Here is a 20,076-nt window from a genome sequence, read left to right as displayed (position 1 = left end):
ACAAGACTCCTTATTATTTCGCTTTGGGCTGCTGGGAATTGCGAATGCGCTGGAAGCGCTTGGCGTACAGCTTCAGGTACAGCTTGAAGGTGGAATCGCTCTCCCGAAGCTGGAGCTCCTCGTATTGCGCGAACTCCTTCGTCGGGAACCAGCTGTAGCGGATGTCCGAGACGCTCTGCTTCCAGCTGTCGAACGTGACGAAGGACGCGGCGATCCGGAACGCGTAATACCGCCAGCCCTTGGCGCCGACGACCGCATCCCGAACAAGCCCCATGCCCCAGAAGGGCCACCGCTTTCGCTTCGGAAGCGGTTTCAGGTGTTCAAGCGCGGGAAAGAGACCATAGACGTGCGTGAGGACGATCCTGACCTTGGCCAGGTTGCCGTCCCGCTTCGCTTGGGCAAACAGCTCGTCATAATCGATCTGCCCCCCGATCGCGAAGAGCAGGTGCGCGACGTCCAGGATATATTTGAAGCCTAACAGCTGATGATGGTAGCCATGCAGACAGATATGGTAGAATACGGCCTCTGGCCGCAGCTCGCGTACATGTTGATAGACGCCGTATGGCGCGGAATCCCTCCACAGCTGGTCGATGTCCGTGCTCGATACATGCGTCCGCAGCACCCCCCAGTGCAGCTCCACGCCGATGAAGCCGAAGTTGCCCGTAGGGAACGTCTTATTGAACAGCACATGGAAATGCGTTTTGTCCGCCGCCCCTTGCTGCTCATAGCCCATCCCGCGCAGCAGACCGGAAGCTTTCGCCAATTCCGCCGGCGCGATCAGCAAGTCGATATCCGACGTGCCGCGCGCGGCGAAGTGACCGAAATACCGTTCGGCGAAAATCGTGCCTTTCAGCGGGATGACCGCGATGCCCTCGCGCTCGAACAGCGCAAGCAGCTTGTTCATCTCGCTCCGGACGAACATGTTATGGAAGAGTACGGCGTCGGCCGCCTCCTTCAGCTTCGCCCGGAGTTCCTCCTGCAGGCCGTCCAGCCCGCCCCGGGCGCGAAGAAGATGATACACCTGAGGAGCGACGCTGTAGTACTCGATTTCCTCCCACAGCCCTTCCGGCTCGCTGCAGGTCATGTCCGATTCATCGTACATGTTCTGGAGAAAATCAATGAGCATCACGGCGTCTCCCCCCTTCTAGTAGCACTTCGCTTCAATTTCGTCCCAGCTCAGGCTGAGCCGGATGATGTCCTCTTCCACGAGCTCCGTGCCCGTCTGCACCTCGATGATCTCCACATCCGTGATTGCCCGGATGGTATGGCGGCTTCCCTGCGGCACAATGACCACGTCGCCGGCGCGAACGACCCGAACGGTCTCGTTCAGGACGATTTCCCCGGTACCCTGCACGATCGTCCATACCTCGCTGCGCTTCTGGTGGTACTGGTAGCTCAAATTCCGTCCGGCGGTGACGCAGATCCGCTTCGTCAGCACTTCGCTGCCGTCCGGGTACTTGACGTAATCGACGACGCGGTAGTGTCCCCAGCGGCGTTCCTCGTACATCGGACGGCTGGCGGAGTCGCCCAGCACCTCCTTGATCCGGGGACTAGCCGCTTTCTCGCTCACGAGAATGCCGTCGGGGCTGCTCGCCACGACCACGTTGGACAAACCGATTACCGCAACCGGAATGTCCAGCTCGTTGATGACGTGCGTATTGACCGAATCGGAGGTCATGCTGCCTTTGCCCAGAATGCGGCTGCTCATCTCCTCGGTCAGCGTGTTCCACGTGCCGAGATCGCGCCATTCGCCGTCGTACGGCGTCACGACGATTTTGGACGCCCGCTCCACGACCTGATAATCGAAGCTGATCTTCGGCAGCTTGGCGTACTGCTTCAGCATCTCGTCGTACTGAATCGGCAGGTTCATCGCCAGCAGCAGGTTGATCATGAAGTCGAGCTTGAACCCGAACACCCCGCAGTTCCAAAGCGCCGCTTGCTCGATCATCGCGGCGGCCGCTTCTTCGCTGGGCTTCTCTTGGAACCGCGCGACCTGCACGCAGTCGCCGGATTCATAATCGACCGTCTTGACGTTCGGAATGATATAGCCGTATTTCGTCGACGGGTAGGTCGGCTTCACGCCGATCAGCGCCAGGTCGGCGCCGGAATCGTCCAAGGCGCGGTCGAGCTGCTCGACCTGCCGGAAGAATGCCGCCTCGACGAAAGGGTCGACCGGCAGGACGGCGATCGTCTCCTGCAGCCCGGCGCCTTGAATCGAATAGAAATAGGTCGCGGCGAGCGCGATCGCCGGGAACGTGTCCCGGCGCTCGGGCTCCACGATCAGCGGCACGTTCGAGCCGAGCTGGCTCTGCAGCACCTCCACCTGCGGCTTGCTGGTGGCGATGAACGTCCGGTCCGCCAGGCCGACGGAATCGATCTGCCGCCATACCCGCTGCACCATGGATTCCGTGCCGCCGTCCGGATCTTCGAGCACCTTCAGAAATTGCTTCGAGCGGGAGTCGTTGGACAACGGCCACAGCCGCTTTCCGGAACCCCCGGATAATAGTACGAGTCTCATTTGTGCCCCTCCATGCCTTCTCTAATCAATTGACGCCGACGCGGCGTTCCGCGAAATAGTCGGCGAGCGCTTCTTTCCAATGCCGCATCGGGCCAAAGCCGTTGTCCGCGAGCGCCTTGTGCGCGAACACCGAATAGGCCGGACGTTTCGCGGGACGGGGAAACTCGCTCGACGAGATCGGATTGACCTTGACGTGCGTCTTCCCGGCCAGTTCGAAGATCGCGACCGCGAATTCATGCCAGGAGCAGCTGCCGGAATTGGACACGTGATAGACGCCGTACTTCTCCGTCTGCACCAGCTCCGCGATGACGGCGGCCAAATCCTTCGTAAACGTCGGGCAGCCGAACTGGTCATTGACGACGCCGAGCTCGGACCGGTCCTCGGCGAGCTTCAGCATCGTCTTCACGAAATTTTGCCCGTGCGCGCCGTACACCCATGACGTGCGCACGACAAAAAACCGCGAGCAATGCTGCTTCACGGCTTCTTCGCCGGCCAGCTTCGACCGGCCGTACTCGTTGATCGGATCGGTCGGCTCCTGCTCCTCGTAGGGATGCGTCCCCTGACCGTTGAACACGTAGTCCGTGCTGACGTAGACCAGCTTGGCGCCGATCCGCTCGGCGACGACCGCCAGGATGCGCGCGCCCTCCCCGTTGACCCGCCGCGCTTCCTCCCGGTCCGTCTCCGCTTGATCCACCTTCGTATACGCGGCTGCATGGACGATAGCATCCGGCCGGATGGCCGCCAGCCTCGCCTCGGCTTGAGCCGGATCGGTAATGTCCAGCTCCTGCCGCCCAAAGCCGTGCACGTCGTGGCCTTGGGCCTGCAGCAGCTCCGCCATGTCCCGGCCCAGCTGTCCCTGGGCCCCCGTCACGACGACCGTGAGCTTAGCCATGGTGCATCACGCTGTATTGCTTCTCGTAGTAAGCGGCGTATTCCCCGCTCTTGATCCGCTGCCACCAGCCCGGATTGTCCAGGTACCATTGCACCGTCTCGCGAATGCCGGTCTCGAACGTATACTTCGGCTTCCAGCCCAGCTCCGACGTCAGCTTCGCCGGATCGATCGCGTAGCGGCGGTCATGCCCCTTGCGGTCCTCCACGAAGCGGATCAGCGTCTCCGGCTTGTCGAGCAGGCTCAGCACGAGCTTGACGATGTCGATGTTGCGCCGCTCGTTATGGCCGCCGATGTTGTACGCTTCGCCCGGTTTGCCTTCATGGAGCACCAGGTCGATGGCGGACGCGTGATCCATGACGTGCAGCCAATCGCGGACGTTCAGACCGTCGCCGTACACCGGCAAGGGCTTATCTTCGAGCGCGTTCGTCACCATGAGCGGAATGAGCTTCTCCGGGAAATGGTACGGCCCGTAATTGTTGGAGCAGCGCGTAATGTTCACGTTCATCCCGTACGTCTCGTAGTAAGCGCGTACCAGCAGATCGCCGGCCGCCTTGCTGGCGGAATACGGACTGTTCGGCGCCAGCGGCGTCGACTCCGTGAAGTACCCCGTCTCGCCGAGCGAGCCGTACACCTCGTCCGTGGAAATTTGCACGTATTTGGCGACGCCGTGCTTCCGGGCGGCATCGAGAAGCACCTGCGTGCCGAGCACGTTCGTCTTGATGAAGACGTCCGGCTCCGCGATGCTGCGGTCGACATGCGACTCGGCCGCAAAGTTGATGATCGCGTCGATGCCATGCTCCCGGATCGTCTCGCCGACGAGCTGCGCGTCGCCGATATCGCCTTTGACGAACGCGTAGCGATCGCTTCCCGCGACCGATGCCAGGTTTTCCAAATTGCCTGCGTACGTCAGCAGGTCATAATTCACGATCGTGTAATGCGGATAGCAGTCCATCATATAGCGAATGAAATTGCTGCCGATGAAGCCCGCCCCGCCGGTAACCAGTAGTTTCATCTGAATCCTTCTCCTATACCCTGAAATTGTTGTCCGCATCGCTCAGCGGCGGATGCGTTTTATCTTTGTCGGACAGGACGACCTTCGTCGCCGGCCAATCGATCGCAAGCGACGGATCCGACCACAGAATGCCGCGGTCATGATCCTTCGAGTAGATCTGATCGACCTTGTACATGACCTGCGTATGCGGGGTCAGCGTGCAGAAGCCATGGGCGAAGCCCTTCGGCACGAGCAGCTGCCGCTTGTTGCTCTCGCTCAGAATGACGCCGACCCACTTGCCGTACGTCGCGGAGCCCTTCCGGATATCGACGGCCACGTCGTAGATGGCCCCGGCGATGGCGCGAACCAGCTTCGTCTGCGCGTACGGCGCCAGCTGGTAGTGAAGCCCGCGCAAGGTACCGGCTTCCGCGGAATACGAATGATTGTCTTGCACGAAATCATGCGCGATGCCTGCGGCTTCGAACTTCGGCTTGCAGTAGCACTCGGTGAAGAAGCCCCGATGGTCGCCGAACACGTCCGTCTCGACGATCAGGACGCCTTCCAATTTGGTCTGAATAATGTTCATGATGGCACTCCTTTATAAGCGAACGCGCCGCTTCGATTGAAGCGGCGCGTTCGCGGATCCAGTATTCGGTTTAAGCGAGCGGCAGCGGCGCGGGTGCGTCCAAGCCGCGGTTCAGGGCCGGCCGGCCGATCGAGCTGTAGATGAAGCCGGACGCTTCCACCTGCTCGGCACTGTACACGTTGCGGCCGTCGATCAGCACCGGGCGCCTCATCACCTGCTTCAGCCGGGCGAGGTCGAAGCCGCCGAATTCCGGCCACTCCGTGAGCAGGCAGATCGCATCGGCATCGCATGCGGCTTCCAGCGCGTCCGCGCACCAGGCGATCCGCTCATGATCGCAGCGCGCCCGGAAGTTCGGCAGCGCGATGGGGTCGCAAGCCCGGACATTCGCCCCTTGCGCGATCAGCGCTTGGATGATGTCGAGCGCCGGCGCGTCGCGGACGTCGTCCGTGTTCGGCTTGAAGGCAAGCCCCCAGACGGCAACGGTCCGGCCTTGCAGCTCGCCGAAAATGTGCTGCAGCTTGTGGATGATGCTGAAGCGTTGGTCTTGGTTCACGTCCACGACGGACTTCAACAGCTTGAACTCGTAATCCACGTTGCCCGCGATTTGAATGAGCGCCTGCGTATCCTTCGGGAAGCAGGAGCCGCCGTAGCCGATGCCGGCCCGAAGGAACGAATGCCCGATCCGGTGATCGTGTCCCATGCCTTCGGCGACCTTGGTTACGTCCGCGCCGACCTTCTCGCAGATGTTGGCGATCTCGTTGATGAACGAGATCTTCGTCGCGAGAAAGGCGTTGGACGCGTACTTGATCATCTCGGCGCTGCGGATATCCGTCTGCACGATATTGGTCGTGAGCGGCCGATGGAGGGCGACGATCGCCTCCGCCGCTTCCGGCCGATCCGCGCCGATCACGATCCGGTCGGGGTTGAACGTATCCCGGACCGCCGAGCCTTCGCGAAGAAATTCCGGCACGGACACGACATCGAACGGATGGTCTGTCAGCGACGCGAGCAGCGTCTGCAGCTTATGGTTGGTGCCGACCGGAACCGTGCTCTTCGTCATGATCGTCTTCGGCCCGTTCATTGCAAGCGCGATGTCCCGCGTCGCCTGCTCGATGTACGCCAGGTTGGCCTCGCCGTTCGGCAAGGAAGGCGTCCCGACCGCCAGAACAATGATCTCCGATTGCCGGACCGCCAGGTCGATATCCGTCGTGAAGGACAAGCGCCCGGCATTCATGTTGCGGACGACTAGCTCCTGGAGGCCCGGTTCGTAGATCACAACTTCGCCTCGCAAATAACCTCCGGTGTGTTCTTTTTTGACATCCATGCAAATTACTGAATGGTTAAGTTCCGCATAACACACGCCTGATGCTAATCCGGTTGTACCGGCTCCAAAGACGGCAATGTTCAATTGACTTCCCCTTTTACTTTACTGCAGCCGCCAATTTCCCGAAGCTTAAATCAAACTCATTATGCCGAACCAATTCGTTCGCATACGCCCACGATTCATGCGTCCCCGCATCCGTCCACCAGCCGGAGAGGATATCGTACGTCAACGTACCGCGCGCGATATACGCGTTGTTCACGTCGGTGATCTCCAGCTCGCCGCGCCCGGAAGGCTTCAGCGTCCGAATGATGTCGAAGACGGAGGCGTCGTACATATAAATGCCTGTTACCGCGTACGCGCTCTTCGGTGCCTTCGGCTTCTCTTCGATGCCGACGATCAGCGGGCCGTTCAGCTCCGCGACGCCGTAGCGCTCCGGGTCATGGACCTCTTGAAGCAATATTTTAGCGCCAGTTCCCTGGCGCTTGAAGTTTTCGATATATGGAGTAAGATCATCCGAGAAGATATTATCGCCGAGAATGACGACCATCGGTTCGTCCTTAATGAAACTTTGCGCCAATCCTAGCGCCTGCGCAATCCCGCCGGCCTGATCCTGCACCTTGTAGGAAAAGGAAGCGCCGAATTCATATCCGCTTCCTAATAAATTAACGACATCGCCCATATGGTCACGTCCCGTGACAATGAGGATGTCGTTAATGTCGGCTGCTATGAGTTTGTGAATCGCGTGGTAGATCATTGGGTACTGCCCGACCGGCAACAAGTGCTTGTTCGTCACCTTCGTTAACGGATAAAGCCTTGATCCCGTACCGCCTGCTAGAATGATTCCTCTCATGTCTCCATCTCCCTTATTTTAATTTTATCTTTTTCTCTAACCATAAATAAGCATCCGAGACTTTTGCGGTTTCGTTTGATTTTGAATTCGAACCAAACTGACTTAAAGTTGTTTTCCTTAGGTCGCCTCCAAATTGATACCAGGGCAGTTGGCTTGGTGCATCTTGATGCTTCTTTAGCAATAATGCAAGCTTTTTGCCTCTCGTGCCGGTCAGAGCGTTGTTAGGGTTTAAATCACCGGTTAGATCATTCATAGAGATCCAACCAACTATAAGTAACTTTTGAATTGCCTTTGCCGTGCCAGCATTTGTCCAGGCTTTTTCTTGCTGGTTCCAATCTCGATACGGATAGTAGATAGAATCTTGAGCGTTTTCCGCAAGCCTTAACTGCAATTGGGTAATATTAATTTTGCTAAAATTCAGCGTTTTCGATTCCATGGCAAGCACAACCGCTTCCCCCAGCGCTCCTCCTACAGCAAGTCGAAATGGTTCGGTTCGAAAAGAGCCGAACGCTTCCCGATCAACACCCAAGGCACTCCCAACTAATAATCCGCTAGTCTTTACAGGTATGGTTGTGCGAAATGATAATTGATGCGGCTTCGGAAGAACGAACGATTTTGGAGGAAGCCCGTTAGTGCCGTGTATATCCATGGGATAATCCGAGATGGCGATGGAATCTTTTAATTGGAGCGGATCAGAATGACAAACTCGATCCGTTAACACATCTTTATCATAAGTGGGACACAGATCATATATAGTTTCGAAGTACTCACTAACAATTCTTCGACCCTCGCGCTGATACATTAATTCGGGCATTCCGTCTGGTTGATTCTTGTTTTCAATGCTTATGCTCCAATCAGATCTGACCTTTATGTTCTTACCTCCCGGAAAACTCTTTAAGGCTCGTTCTAAATCCCCGCTTCTAATAAACCACAAAAACCCCAGCGCTCGGAATTTTACCGCGCTTTGTATTTCCGATACCAGCATATCTTTGTCCTTACTATTCAATAGAACAGTGTCTTGAATAAAACTAATATTCGTCCATTTATGATCAATCACTTGACCATATGGGAATGCAATATTGTTTCTTCTGAATACTTCAACAACCTCAGCGTTCGTTCGCAGCATCTTAGCAATAGCAAGACTCCCTGCAGAATTCATCCCGCCATTGACATCCCACTTTTGAACTGGCGATTTATCGGGGATCCCGCCGGGGGAGGCATGATTAACAGGATTGCCGACGTTGTCTTTGCTGCTGCCCGTTAATCTACCTTGATTGTTGAACAATCGAAGCGGATGAACCTCATAATTTTGATCGTCCGTTATACCCATAGCCTGCTTGTAGGGATTCCACCGTTCTTTTGCTGCCGCTTGATAATCTTTTACATTGACTTCGTAGTACTTGGGGGGAGTCGTTGGATAGTAACCGCTGCTGTTCTCGACAGCAGTCCAACGATAGGAGTAGTCCATAACCGCTTGATCACCAAGACCCCCGCCTCCAGCTTCATTCCCCATGTGGTAAGGCAATTTGGCAAGACTAATTAACTCTCCCGTGTCACTGCCATCAATCCAGTAGGATGCTACTATTTTCCCTTCCCACTTTCCACCAACCTGGATCGAACTTATCGTAGTATTTCCATCATGATCGGTCTTTTTGTTGACCGCAGTAGGATAGCTCTCATAGAAGACTTTCAGCTTCTTCTCTTCAGAGATCATTCGGTTAACTACTTTTATTGCCTGGCTTGGCTCAAATCGTTCCGTTAGTTCTAGGTTTTTCGCTGCTAATCGCTCTCTAAATTCTTTCCAAATCCCCCCGGTCAAACTCCATGATGATCTGTCTTTCATGATTTCGCCATTTAAATTGTTTAATTCTGAACCCGGCAGCTCATACCAACTAAAAAGAGGCGAACCATCAACGAACCCGATTTGACCGGCCGTCAACATTCCGCCTGCAATCTTTTCTTTACAAATAAGCGCGACTCTTAATCCATGTCTTGCTGCCGTAACGCCTGCGGCAAAACCTGAAGAATGGCAACCGACTACTGCAAGATCGTAATATTCTGTTTTTGATTTAAGTCCGTAAGAAATATTACTATTAGTACTGATTAAAATGCCGGCGATGAGAAAGAAGAAAAAAGCAATTCGTTTAAAATTGGCTTTCATATCAAGGCTCCTATTTGATAAAAACAGGATGTACATTTATTTTTTTAAGCTGGTTAAGATTATTCTTACTGGACGCACTCGTGCTGTAGTAAGACATTAAAGACGAAATACCGGCGAGAGATAACACCGGAATTACGAATAAAGCAAAATTGTTTATTGTATTAAAGATGTCACCACGAAGCAATTGAAAGATCGACCATAATAAACCAACTTGAAGCAATTGGAGCCAGGGCTGGAATAGCTTGGCTTTCGCAAAAAACACGAATAATAAATTGTATAGTCCCGCAATGATTAAAAGAATAAATGGAGTAATCCAAAACCCGAAATTCAGCACGATTTCACCAATTACCCCTAACGCGACCTCCGACTTTGAATCCGTCCATCGTGTTGGCCAAAATGTTTGAGTGAATACAGCATTCGCACCTTTTTCTTTGTCTAAGCCGATTATACCCATAACGCTTCGCGGGACTGCTGCCAGCGCTCCATTAATAATGGAACCGCCGTCTAAATGTAAATGCGGATTGTATTGAATTAACAAATATAAGTTGTTAGCCTGCGAAACTTCCTCGGTATTAAAAACCGAACTGATATACGATTGATCACTCTCAAGATTCCTTGTGGACTGAGAATAGAATATTGAAAGTATCGCAATCGAGATGATTACAATCACGGCTTTAAAGTTTAATTTTAATTTGGATCCATACATGCTCCAAACAAAACCTACGATAAATAAACTTTTGATAACATTTGCTCTAGCGCCGGTTAGAAGCCCTATAGCAATGATAGCAAGAAACAGCATTGTTCCGATTAGGAATACAGACCAAGAAAACTTGATTTTAAAGCAGTGGATGTATAACATTGCACACACGATGGAAGAAAATACGGATATGATTTGCAAACCGGAATACAATACGGACGCATTTTGGAAAATCAAGGATCTTGCAGAAATATTGTTACTGTACCATTCGAATCCTCCCAAAGAATTAATAAAGCTATTAAACACGGAAAAAATACTGCCCGTTATTAATAGTGCTATTAATCCTAAAACCACTACGTGGTGCTTTTTATTGACGATCGAGTAGAAACCTACGTTTACTTCTTCTGCTAAGACGCTTTTATTTTTCTTGGTTAGTATTCGACCAGCAAAATGATCTCCTATGGTCCACGCCCATATGCAAACTACGATAAAAAGTCCGGTTAACACTAATGACTTTTCCTCATAAATAAACATCCGACTGGATAATAAGAAAGATTTCGATCGGCTTGCATCCCATAAAGTAAAGAACATATCGAAAATATAAAAGATACTAAATACGATTCCAGTTACAACAATGGGTTTGAATAATTGTTGTCTTCCGTGCCTAAAAATCGTCATAATCAAAAAAATAAATGTAATTAGCAGTAAAGCCGTTAGTAGTAGAACCGTCATAAGGCCGACTCCTTTAGTCGTTCATTTCCAAGCCTAGCCGCTATTGTATTCATACCTAATTTTAAGGTCTCAACCAATTTTGATTTAACTTGATATTGATCACTAACATTTGAGTCGATACTCGCGATCGATTCGATCTGCTTAGCAATCTTCTTATAATCCCAACTTTGAAACTCGTCGATCCTCATGCCCTCTAGCCCGAACTGTTTTAGAAATGTATCCGTCTTTGTTGTTCTGCTAATGCCGATAATTGGAATATGGCCAACTGAAAAAATCATCGCATGTAATCTCATACCAATTAATAATTTTGCTTGTCTAAGTACGTAAGATATTTGGATAGAGTTTAAATCAGGATTAAGTATCGTTATCCGATCTGTATCTTCAATCAATTCTTGCCTAATCGATTCAAATAACGACAGTTCTTCCGACATTCTTCTATCCATCGGAACAAGCAATATATTAAAGTCGGTATTACTCACTACTTCCTTCATTAATTTGACAAACAGATTGGTCTTCTCTTGATCAATAATATTTTCATTGACCAAACTGAGGGCAATGAATGGTTTCTCAACAATGCGGTTGATGTATTCGTCATTAATCATCTCGTCGTGCATGACTTCATCAATCAAAAATGCCGGATCCGCAATAACATTGACTTCGTTCTTATTAGCAGGACAATACGCATTGACTAATTGCTTAGATTTTTCATCCCGCACATTTAGAGAATCAATTCTTTTGATAAGTTGGCGTCCCAAAAACTTTCCAAAACGAGTATGCAATTCATCCACGCCAATAGGCAAAGTGATCACTGTTTTCTTAAAGTACTTCGCAATCATCGTAATTTGCAGCATATAGGGTATCATTCCACGGGTTAATGATATTCCTAACTTATCTTGAATCATTGTCCCTCCGCCTAGAACGACAATATCCGAACGTTTTATCGCATCTATGATGTTGCGCCATCCCGATACCGAAGTACGGTCGATTACGAATTCATCGATGCCATCATATCTATTTTTGACTGCGCCTTCGGTGATCGTACCAATCCGAATATTTAATTGATTGTTCAATTTTTTAAGATATTTAGCTGAAATAATCGCAATTGCCTCATCACCGATGTTATAGCCAACCGAACCAAAAAATGTTACTTCCTTCTTGGACATGTTCTCCTCCTGGTAGAGCCGGTTTGCTCGAGTAAGTCTAAAAACAACCGTCATAGTTATAGCGGATATTATTAAATACGAAACTAGCCAATAAACCACAATAATGAATGGATTCAATCCTTGTTGAGTTATTGAAGCTAATTCGGTAATTAGAATAAAAAGAAGTACAACTCCTACTTGAGAATAAAAAGATGGTCTGGCCTTTCCTTGGCTTTTTAAGTACCCTGTCATTATCCGAATTATCGCTAAGCATATGTATACGGCTGTCCATAGAAATATAAGATTCCATGAAGAACGCAGCTGATCATAGCTTGCGTAAAAAAATAAAGACATCGCTGTTCCATATGCAACGATTACAACTGGAGTTCCTAAGAATATCATTCGTTTCTGTAAGACGAAATTACGCGATCCAGTCATTTGAAGATTATCAACGACCGTAAGCAAAATAACAATTCCGCTCATTAAGTTCTGCGTAATACGAAGTTCTGCTATGGTTTGAGAATCATGAATGATATGGCTTAACCAAAGTAAGTAGCCTCCGCTTACAAACCAAAAGCCGATGGCACTTCCCAGCAGCCACCATCCAAATGTAAAAAAGCTCCGAACATGTTCTTTGTTCAGAGCAATCTTTAAGGGAACTCCTACTTTGCTATTTTGAATAACAAGTAAAACTACAACAATAATATAACTAAGCGTCACACCTTCAATAATGCCCTCGAAGCGATGAATTCCCGTAAAAAACGAAATCATTGCGGTTAAGGTAACCAATGTTACTCCAGCTACTATATTCGAGTACCACTTCTGTAAAAGCATATTGCGGCGCCTAAATAATTCAAATAAGGAAGAAAATAGATTTAGCGTAGCTAATATCGCGATTTGCTTCGATGAAAAACCATAATGCTCTTTAAGCAAGAAAACGAAACCGGAAAAAAGGAAACATAATAAAACAGATGCTATAATTGAAAAAACCAGCCAGTCATCTTTCGTTGTTCTACTCTTATGCATGAAGGGCTGGAGAATTCCGGCATTTAAAATATTTAATAACAACATGTTGAACAGAATAAAATTACTAAGCAACACGAACTCTTTTGTATTCAACAGAAACGAAGAGCAAAACAGTAGTAAAAAATTAAATGCAGCTATTATGATTTGGTCAAAGAAAGGACTGCTTTTTCTTAAAATAGCTTTGTTAAACATAGGATTGAAGCAGCTCCTTTATATCAGCCGCCGCGTTATCCCAAGTAAACCGCTTAACGTTCTCCTTGCCGATTCTAATCATCTTTTCTCGCAACGCGGAGTCATGATTTAACAATAGTATAGCATCAGCGATATCCTCAGTATTTAAAGGGTCTATATACACCGTTGCATCAGCGGCAATTTCCGGAATAACCGATGCATTGGCTGCGATGGTCGGAGTTCCGTAGTGCATTGCCTCTAATATTGGCAAGCCGAAACCTTCATATAAAGACGGATATATAAAGATCCGTGCATTTCTATATAAGTCGCTTAATTCTTTATTGCTTACATATCCTAGGAATTGCACACGATTCTCAATCCCCAGATCACTAGATAATTTTTTGATTTCGTCAAAGTACTCTGAAGATTTACCTACAATAATCGCATTCAGTTCAGTCTTATCTTTTATCTTTGCATAAGCTTGTAGTACAGTATGAATATTTTTGTGCGCATATGTAGCACCAACCATTAATAAATAAGGTTTTCCGGAAGTACTTTCTTCTACAACGTCATTCTCGTTTACTATATGCTCATAACCATTATAGATGACTTTTATTTTTTCTTCTCTGACGTTAAATTGTTCTATGATATCTTTTTTCGTATGTTCAGAAATAGTTATAATGAGATCGCTGGCAGCAATTGTTTTAGGTAATATGTATTTGTAGTAATAATATTGACTTTTATATTGTTTGGGAAATTTTAACGGAATTAAATCGTGAATCGTAATTATTTGTCTTCCTCTCTTGCTTGTACGGCCATGATGGGTCAGCGAGTACATGAACTCGGTAGAAATACGATTTAAGTACATGGGACGGATCAGTGGATTAAGGGCAATATGAGGGGTTATTTCTTTTTTTCGTTCAATTCCCATCAATTCAATTGTTTGGTTTTTGGTTAATAAGACATTGAACTGATTGAGATTAACAAATTCAATGGAACGTTTTAATATCTCCCGTGTATAGACGCCTAACCCCGTTGGCTGATCTGATAAAAACAAAGAATTAATATGGAAGGCTCCCATTCCTATCCCGCCTTTTATGTTTTCATGTACGCAGAATATTTTCTCTTTAGTTTCAGTGGTAAAATAGTATGCTTTTTCCCTAAGTTGTAACCGACATATTTACAAACAACTTCGGAGACAGCCCTTGGAATGATAAAGTACTTACTCTCGCCGGCTAAAAATTTGATTTGATTAAACACCATGCGAAAGCCTTCTTTTTCATTGGAAGCATATTGAAGTAAATAACTTGTTTGATGAAAAGCCATTCCAATGTCAAAATATCTTTTAAATTGCTGCTTTAAAGAATAATTATGGGAATGGAACACTACGGCCGATGCTGTATACGATACCGCATAACCATTAAGGATTGCTTTCGATGCAAACACCATATCTTCATTTAAAATTATGTTTTCAGGAAATCCGCCTAATTTGACGAAGGTTTCCGCACGGTACATGGAACATACATTAGAATTAAAAAACGTCTTGATACCAAGCTCCTTGATGCTTTCTTTTGTCTTTAGCCGACTGTGTGCAGGATAATTAAATCCCCTGGCGAACCTTTCGAGTACAGAAGCATCTTCTTTCGGTATCTGTCTAGCGAAGCTTACAGCAACTTTCTTATCTTGAAATGGACGGACAAGTTCCTCCAATAAGAACTCATCCTTAGGAATTGCATCTTGGGTCATGAACAACAAGAACTCGCCTCTTGCGTAAGAAGCGAGTTTATTTCTTGTTCCACCGTGATCGAAAGTTCTGTTATCAATAATAATTATTTTCACTTCAGGAAAGTGTGATCGTACGGTATGTAATGAATTATCTCTAGAAGAAGAATCAACAATAATTATTTCCAGTTCGGATTCATTACGATTCTGTCGATATAACATTTGAATAAGATCGAAAATGTCTTTCCCGGCATTATAAGTTGGTATCAACACGGAGATCATTGAATTTCCCCCCTTAAAATGCATCCTTAGCTCCAAAGAGTACTCTTATTGTTTTCAATATAATTTTAAAATCATAGAAAAGAGTCCGTTCCCGAATATATGTAATATCAAGTTCTACCATTTCACTGAAACCTAAATTGTTGCGTCCACTCACCTGCCAAAGTCCAGTGCAACCAGGTTGTACAAGAAGCCGACGCTTATCGTATGTTGTGTATTCCTCAACTTCTCGTGGGAGCGGCGGGCGCGGGCCAACGAGGCTCATGTCTCCGCGAATGACATTCCACAGCTGCGGCAGTTCGTCGATGCTTGTTCTGCGAATGAATTTGCCAATCCTCGTAATTCGAGGATCGTCCTTCATCTTGAACATCGCGCCTTGAATTTCGTTCTTCGCCAGGAGGTCCTTCAACAGCTCTTCGGCATTCGATACCATAGAACGGAACTTATACATGCGGAACGCACGTTGATGTTTTCCAACGCGTGTTTGCTGAAAGAAAACCGGGCCTTTTGGATCTTCCATCTTAATCAAGATAGCCACAATAAAAAACAGCGGCGACAATAACACAAGCCCAACTGCAGCCCCAATAATATCAATAGCCCGTTTGGTCATTAAATAAAATCTTATATTCCGCTTTCTTTCCATCAAATGAGTCGATGTATAAAAGTTTCCTTCCAACAGTGCGTCGCCTTCGTTGCGCTGCGTCGATAAACTCATCTCTTAACCGCTCCCCTATTATTGGTTATACTTTTTCAACCGTTCATTTTCGATTATGTCTTCTAATGCCATAAGCAGCGGATGACGTAATTCCTGATTCAGCAACGCAAAATCAAGCATTGTCGTAATGAACCCTAATTTCTCTCCGACGTCATATCTCTTTCCTTCAAAATTAAAGGCATATACACCTTGAATTTCATTTAGCTTCTGTATGGCGTCCGTCAATTGAATTTCGCCGCCTGCTCCTGCTTCCTGTTTCTCAAGAAACTCAAAAATTTCAGGAGTGAGGATATAACGACCCATGATCGCTAGATTCGAAGGTGCCTGGCCGAGCTTCGGCTTCTCGACGAACCGGTTTACCTGATAGAGCTGGCCGTCGGCAATGAGCGGATCCACGATGCCGTATCGTTCGGTTTGTTCAATGGATACCGTCTGTACGCCGATAACGGAGCGCTCGAGCATCTCATATTGATTCATCAGCTGCTTGGTGCACGGTACCTCGCTCATGATGATATCGTCGCCCAGCAGCACTGCGAACGGCTCGTCGCCGATGAATTTCCGCGCGCACCAAACCGCGTGTCCAAGCCCCTTTGGTTCCTTCTGGCGTATGTAGTGAATGTCGACGTTGGAGGATTTGCGCACCTCTCCGAGCAGCTCGAGCTTGCCCTTCTCCTGAAGGTTGGTTTCCAGCTCGAACGCAATATCGAAGTGATCCTCGATGGCGCGCTTTCCTTTGCCCGTGACGATGATGATGTCCTCGATGCCCGACTGTACGGCTTCCTCTACGATGTATTGGATCGTCGGCTTGTCTACGATCGGAAGCATTTCTTTCGGCATGGCTTTGGTAGCCGGCAAGAACCTCGTACCTAGCCCGGCTGCGGGAATAATCGCTTTTCTGACTTTCTTCATCATCGCTCACCCTATCCTATAGTCTTCTTTTCTCTACTTTGGCTATGCCTGAACAAGCTGCTAAAAAAATGAGCTATGCCTTCCATTCGCATCGAAAGCATAGCTCGCCTTTTTAGATGGCAAAGTGGTAAATCAAGGGGCATTCAACCCCGCCTCACGTCACACCCTCGACGATGAACGTCTAAGGCTGGGTAGCCCACAGCATGACCGAGTGCCTACGGTGATAAAGGTACAGTAGACATTACCTGAACTCCTACGCCTGTAATGCTCGTTGCCTGCCGCTATTCCCTTGTTCCGTAATAGTAGTAATAATGTTCGCCCGACTTCGAGCGGGTGTTGTTATTCAGCACGACGCCCAATATCTTGGCCTTAACGTGATCCAGGCTTGCTTTGGCCTTCTTCACGAGGTCCTTCTTGACTTTGCCGGCCAAGACGACTAGAATGACGCCGTCGCAGAACGAGGAGACGATTGAACTGTCCGTCACGGCCAGCACCGGCGGCGTATCGAAGAGGATGACATCGTACATCCCCTTGAACTCTTCGAGCAGCGACAGCATGCGCTGAGACCCGAGAATCTCCGAAGGGTTCGGCGGAATCGGTCCGGACGTAATGACGGATAAGTTATCGACGCTCGTGCTCCGAATAAGCTCGGGGAGCGCGTGTTGGTTCATCAGCGCGCTTGTCAACCCGGTGCGGTTGGTCAATTGAAACACCTGATGCAGCGAAGGCTTGCGGAGGTCGGCGTCGATGAGCAGGACGCTCTTGCCTTCCTGGGCATACGTAATGGCGAGATTCGTGACGGTCGTGGTCTTGCCCTCGCCCGACTTGGCGGATGCGACCATCAGCACCTTCATGTTCTGGTCGATGGCGGAGAATTGAATGTTCGTCCGTAAGGAACGATACGCTTCGGAGATCGGGGACTTCGGATTCTCCATCGTAATCAAGTTATGGTTAGTGCTCGACTGTGGCATATGCGCCCTCTCCTACCTGTTTGTTTTTGGCACGCATTCTGCGCGGCGACAGATCCGACTTGTTGATCTTCGAGATGTACGTCAGCATCGGGAGATCCAGCGTACCGAGCACATCGTCTTCCGTCTTGATCGTGTCGTCCAGGTAATCCAGCAAGAACACGATGCCTATACCGAGGAACAGCGATACAATGAAGCTCAGAATAACGGTAATAATTGGGCTTGTGTTGATCGGTCCCGCTTCGTCTTTGAGGTTGGCCTTGGAGAGAATCGTGACGTTGTCGATCTTCATGATGGAAGGAATTTCGTTCTTGAACACTTCCGAGACCGCATTGACGATCTTGACCGCGCGCGGATAAGAGGTGTCCGTCGCGTCGATGTTCATGACCTGCGAATCGCTAGCCGCGCTAACGGTCAACTGAGCGCCCAGTTCGTTCGGAGTAATCTTCAAGTCCGGGTATTTGCTCACGACCTTATCCAGGATGGCCGAGGAGTTAATAATTTCCTTGTAGGAGCTGATCAGCATGATGTTGCTCTGAATATTCGTCCAATCGAGCATTTGCGTGCCTTCCACGTTGAACGATTGGCTGACAATCAGTTTGGCGGAAGCCTTGTAAACCGAATCCGTATAAAAGAAGCTCTTAACCCCGGTCAGCGCGCATATGACGACTACGATCGCGCTGATGAGCCACATTTTTTTGCGAAGAATCATCATATATCGTTTTAGTTCCACGTAAGCAACCTCCGTTAATGGAATAAGAAATTACCAAAAGAACCGCTTGCGCCTCGCCCTGTTCGGCGCCCCGGCTTCGATCGCTTCGTTGCGCAGCAGACGTTCGCCGTTTTCACGGAACCGGTCGACGATTTCCCAGCCGAGCGACCGCTCGATGCTACGAATCGCAGCTTGCAGGGCAAACGCTCGCTGCTGATAATGGTGGGCATCTGATGAAACAAAATGTATCATTCTATCCCTGCAAAGCTGCAGCGACAGGCGCTGGACCTTCCGGCCGAAATAACCGGTCAGCGAATGCGAGGTGACTTGGCACAGCGCGCCATGCTCAATCCAAGTTCCGAGGATGCCAGGCGATGATGCGATTTCCTTGTTGCGCTCCGGATGCGCGATGACGGGCACCAAGCCCCTGACGCGCAGCTCGTGGATCAGGTCGTTCATGTAGGACGGGACGTGACTCGAGGGCAGCTCGATCAGGATATAGCGGCTGCCGGCCAACGTCAGCAGCTGTTCGCGCTCCCAGTCGTCCATCAGCTCCGCATGCACCCGGATCTCCTGGCCCGCGTGGACCTTGACGGGAACCTCGTTCCGGTTGTACCATTCGTTCAGTGCTTCCACATGGCGTCTGACGATATTCGGAGGGGTCTCGAACGTTCCGTCTCCGTGATGCGGCGTAGCGATAATGTCGGTGATGCCTTGCTCGACGGCTTGAAAGGCCATCTCCAGCGATTCTTCCTTGCTCTGGGCTCCGTCATCTATCCCGGGTAGAATATGGGAGTGGATCTCGATCATGCTGGCCACCTTCAAAAAAAATTTGTCATGCACTGCCTAAAAAGCACGTTTAGAATGGCTGCCGTTGGGTCATGCTAAAGCTACAAATAGATACAATATGTATCGTTTGACAGTTCTTACTTTACGATACAGAACGTAACATGTCAACACTTTTTTCGTTAAAATCGCTCCATTGCGACGTTTCGTAACTATGCATGCATTTGTAAGCGTTTCGTTATAATATGGAGTTATAGCTAGTTAGGAGGAGAAATATGAACATTGGAAACATCATTTTCAAACTGAGGGAAGACCGAGGATGGACTCAGGAACAGACGGCCGCGCTGCTCGGCATTTCGCGCGCCGCGCTGTCCCACTACGAGAAAAATCGTCGCGAACCGGACACGGAGACGTTGTCGAAGTTCGCCGATTTGTTCCATGTGTCCGTCGACTACTTGGTTGGCCGCACCAACGTGCCGCATGTCACGCTGGACGAGCCGATCAAGCAGTTCGTGGATCAGCTTGAGCTGTCCGAGGAAGAGATTCTCAAAAAATTTGATTTGACGATAGACGGTGTAAAACTATCCTCCGAAGAAGCACGCCGGTTTATCGCGTTCGTTCGAGCCGAACGAAACATGAAATAAAACACATGAAATAAATACGAGTCAAAACATAAAACCATAGCCCGGCCCTATCGGCCAGCTATGGTTTTTGTTAATGGGGTATCGTTATGTATGCCTGATTATTTTTGGGTTAAAGGCGGCAGGTCATCCGGCCAGTTCGCACGATCGATTCCGAGCTGCTCGAGAATTTCAAGAACGTCCACTTGTACGGCCGGCGTAGCCGTACTTCCCTCATTCGCATGATCGCGCTTCATCGTCATCCCCTGGCTCCT

Annotated in this window: 19 protein-coding genes; 1 reads left to right on the top strand and 18 read right to left on the bottom strand. The window is 49.2% G+C overall.

Annotation, left to right across the window (positions count from 1 at the left end; all coding sequences use genetic code 11):
- Positions 1-13: 13 nt before the first annotated feature.
- From BMZ79_RS12390 to BMZ79_RS12310, 17 genes are all read right to left on the bottom strand, one after another.
- Entirely contained in the window at positions 14-1,126 is a 1,113-nt protein-coding gene (locus BMZ79_RS12390; RefSeq protein WP_090640554.1) for a nucleotidyltransferase domain-containing protein, read from the bottom strand.
- Positions 1,127-1,144: 18 nt separating this feature from the next.
- A complete protein-coding gene (locus tag BMZ79_RS12385; RefSeq protein WP_090640551.1) occupies positions 1,145-2,518 on the bottom strand; it encodes a sugar phosphate nucleotidyltransferase in 1,374 nt (457 codons plus the stop codon).
- A gap of 25 nt (positions 2,519-2,543) precedes the next feature.
- Complete coding sequence (gene rfbD, locus BMZ79_RS12380; RefSeq protein ID WP_090640548.1) at positions 2,544-3,410, bottom strand: dTDP-4-dehydrorhamnose reductase; 867 nt, start codon at positions 3,408-3,410, stop codon at positions 2,544-2,546.
- A complete protein-coding gene (gene rfbB, locus BMZ79_RS12375) occupies positions 3,403-4,422 on the bottom strand; it encodes a dTDP-glucose 4,6-dehydratase (protein WP_090640545.1) in 1,020 nt (339 codons plus the stop codon). Before rfbB ends, rfbD begins: the two co-directional genes overlap by 8 nt.
- Positions 4,423-4,435: 13 nt before the next feature.
- Positions 4,436-4,987: a dTDP-4-dehydrorhamnose 3,5-epimerase gene (rfbC, locus tag BMZ79_RS12370; RefSeq protein WP_090640542.1), complete on the bottom strand. Its 552-nt coding sequence runs from the start codon at positions 4,985-4,987 to the stop codon at positions 4,436-4,438.
- Between the two features lie 70 nt (positions 4,988-5,057).
- On the bottom strand, positions 5,058-6,395 hold the full coding sequence (locus BMZ79_RS12365) for a UDP-glucose dehydrogenase family protein (RefSeq protein ID WP_090640539.1): 1,338 nt from the start codon (positions 6,393-6,395) through the stop codon (positions 5,058-5,060).
- Between the two features lie 13 nt (positions 6,396-6,408).
- A complete protein-coding gene (locus tag BMZ79_RS12360) occupies positions 6,409-7,161 on the bottom strand; it encodes a sugar phosphate nucleotidyltransferase (RefSeq protein WP_090640537.1) in 753 nt (250 codons plus the stop codon).
- Positions 7,162-7,174: 13 nt separating this feature from the next.
- Positions 7,175-9,322 carry an FAD-dependent oxidoreductase gene (locus tag BMZ79_RS12355; protein ID WP_177222122.1) on the bottom strand — a complete coding sequence of 716 codons (2,148 nt, stop codon included), beginning with the start codon at positions 9,320-9,322 and terminating at the stop codon, positions 7,175-7,177.
- A 10-nt stretch (positions 9,323-9,332) separates the two neighbouring features.
- Positions 9,333-10,751, bottom strand: coding sequence for a hypothetical protein (locus tag BMZ79_RS12350; protein WP_090640532.1), 1,419 nt, complete (start codon positions 10,749-10,751; stop codon positions 9,333-9,335).
- On the bottom strand, positions 10,748-13,111 hold the full coding sequence (locus BMZ79_RS12345) for a polysaccharide pyruvyl transferase family protein (RefSeq protein WP_090640529.1): 2,364 nt from the start codon (positions 13,109-13,111) through the stop codon (positions 10,748-10,750). Before BMZ79_RS12345 ends, BMZ79_RS12350 begins: the two co-directional genes overlap by 4 nt.
- Positions 13,104-14,171, bottom strand: coding sequence for a glycosyltransferase family 4 protein (locus tag BMZ79_RS12340; RefSeq protein WP_090640526.1), 1,068 nt, complete (start codon positions 14,169-14,171; stop codon positions 13,104-13,106). Before BMZ79_RS12340 ends, BMZ79_RS12345 begins: the two co-directional genes overlap by 8 nt.
- A gap of 14 nt (positions 14,172-14,185) precedes the next feature.
- Positions 14,186-15,094: a glycosyltransferase family 2 protein gene (locus BMZ79_RS12335; RefSeq protein WP_090640524.1), complete on the bottom strand. Its 909-nt coding sequence runs from the start codon at positions 15,092-15,094 to the stop codon at positions 14,186-14,188.
- A 13-nt stretch (positions 15,095-15,107) separates the two neighbouring features.
- Positions 15,108-15,806, bottom strand: a complete 699-nt coding sequence (locus BMZ79_RS12330) for a sugar transferase (RefSeq protein WP_090640521.1) — start codon at positions 15,804-15,806, stop codon at positions 15,108-15,110.
- 18 nt (positions 15,807-15,824) lie between these two features.
- Positions 15,825-16,715 (bottom strand): UTP--glucose-1-phosphate uridylyltransferase GalU, encoded by an 891-nt coding sequence (gene galU, locus BMZ79_RS12325; protein ID WP_090640993.1) that lies wholly within the window; start codon positions 16,713-16,715, stop codon positions 15,825-15,827.
- 281 nt (positions 16,716-16,996) lie between these two features.
- Complete coding sequence (locus tag BMZ79_RS12320) at positions 16,997-17,686, bottom strand: CpsD/CapB family tyrosine-protein kinase (protein WP_090640518.1); 690 nt, start codon at positions 17,684-17,686, stop codon at positions 16,997-16,999.
- Positions 17,667-18,416 (bottom strand): YveK family protein, encoded by a 750-nt coding sequence (locus BMZ79_RS12315; protein WP_090640516.1) that lies wholly within the window; start codon positions 18,414-18,416, stop codon positions 17,667-17,669. The genes BMZ79_RS12320 and BMZ79_RS12315 overlap by 20 nt, the downstream gene beginning before the upstream one ends.
- A 30-nt stretch (positions 18,417-18,446) precedes the next feature.
- Positions 18,447-19,205, bottom strand: a complete 759-nt coding sequence (locus tag BMZ79_RS12310; RefSeq protein WP_143088944.1) for a tyrosine-protein phosphatase — start codon at positions 19,203-19,205, stop codon at positions 18,447-18,449.
- A gap of 251 nt (positions 19,206-19,456) precedes the next feature.
- Here BMZ79_RS12310 and BMZ79_RS12305 point away from each other — a divergent pair, with 251 nt between their 5' ends.
- The gene (locus BMZ79_RS12305; RefSeq protein ID WP_090640511.1) at positions 19,457-19,825 is read left to right on the top strand and encodes a helix-turn-helix domain-containing protein; all 369 of its coding nucleotides are present in this window, start codon (positions 19,457-19,459) and stop codon (positions 19,823-19,825) included.
- 98 nt (positions 19,826-19,923) lie between these two features.
- Here BMZ79_RS12305 and BMZ79_RS34260 read toward each other — a convergent pair whose 3' ends face one another.
- A complete protein-coding gene (locus BMZ79_RS34260; protein WP_177222121.1) occupies positions 19,924-20,064 on the bottom strand; it encodes a hypothetical protein in 141 nt (46 codons plus the stop codon).
- Between the last annotated feature and the right edge of the window lie 12 nt (positions 20,065-20,076).

Origin of the sequence: Paenibacillus sp. UNC496MF (assembly GCF_900113915.1) — a bacterium.
GTDB lineage: Bacteria > Bacillota > Bacilli > Paenibacillales > Paenibacillaceae > Paenibacillus_Z > Paenibacillus_Z artemisiicola.
This window is presented reverse-complemented; position numbering and strand designations above follow the sequence as displayed.

Bases quoted from the DNA above. Each gene is read 5' to 3' on its own strand.
- BMZ79_RS12390 (WP_090640554.1), bottom strand. From the start codon at position 1,126: ATGCTCATTGATTTTCTCCAGAACATGTACGATGAATCGGACATGACC.
- BMZ79_RS12385 (WP_090640551.1), bottom strand. From the start codon at position 2,518: ATGAGACTCGTACTATTATCCGGGGGTTCCGGAAAGCGGCTGTGGCCG.
- rfbD (WP_090640548.1), bottom strand. From the start codon at position 3,410: ATGGCTAAGCTCACGGTCGTCGTGACGGGGGCCCAGGGACAGCTGGGC.
- rfbB (WP_090640545.1), bottom strand. From the start codon at position 4,422: ATGAAACTACTGGTTACCGGCGGGGCGGGCTTCATCGGCAGCAATTTC.
- rfbC (WP_090640542.1), bottom strand. From the start codon at position 4,987: ATGAACATTATTCAGACCAAATTGGAAGGCGTCCTGATCGTCGAGACG.
- BMZ79_RS12360 (WP_090640537.1), bottom strand. From the start codon at position 7,161: ATGAGAGGAATCATTCTAGCAGGCGGTACGGGATCAAGGCTTTATCCG.
- BMZ79_RS12355 (WP_177222122.1), bottom strand. From the start codon at position 9,322: ATGAAAGCCAATTTTAAACGAATTGCTTTTTTCTTCTTTCTCATCGCC.
- BMZ79_RS12350 (WP_090640532.1), bottom strand. From the start codon at position 10,751: ATGACGGTTCTACTACTAACGGCTTTACTGCTAATTACATTTATTTTT.
- BMZ79_RS12345 (WP_090640529.1), bottom strand. From the start codon at position 13,111: ATGTTTAACAAAGCTATTTTAAGAAAAAGCAGTCCTTTCTTTGACCAA.
- BMZ79_RS12340 (WP_090640526.1), bottom strand. From the start codon at position 14,171: ATGGGAGCCTTCCATATTAATTCTTTGTTTTTATCAGATCAGCCAACG.
- BMZ79_RS12335 (WP_090640524.1), bottom strand. From the start codon at position 15,094: ATGATCTCCGTGTTGATACCAACTTATAATGCCGGGAAAGACATTTTC.
- BMZ79_RS12330 (WP_090640521.1), bottom strand. From the start codon at position 15,806: ATGAGTTTATCGACGCAGCGCAACGAAGGCGACGCACTGTTGGAAGGA.
- galU (WP_090640993.1), bottom strand. From the start codon at position 16,715: ATGAAGAAAGTCAGAAAAGCGATTATTCCCGCAGCCGGGCTAGGTACG.
- BMZ79_RS12320 (WP_090640518.1), bottom strand. From the start codon at position 17,686: ATGCCACAGTCGAGCACTAACCATAACTTGATTACGATGGAGAATCCG.
- BMZ79_RS12310 (WP_143088944.1), bottom strand. From the start codon at position 19,205: ATGATCGAGATCCACTCCCATATTCTACCCGGGATAGATGACGGAGCC.
- BMZ79_RS12305 (WP_090640511.1), top strand. From the start codon at position 19,457: ATGAACATTGGAAACATCATTTTCAAACTGAGGGAAGACCGAGGATGG.
- BMZ79_RS34260 (WP_177222121.1), bottom strand. From the start codon at position 20,064: ATGACGATGAAGCGCGATCATGCGAATGAGGGAAGTACGGCTACGCCG.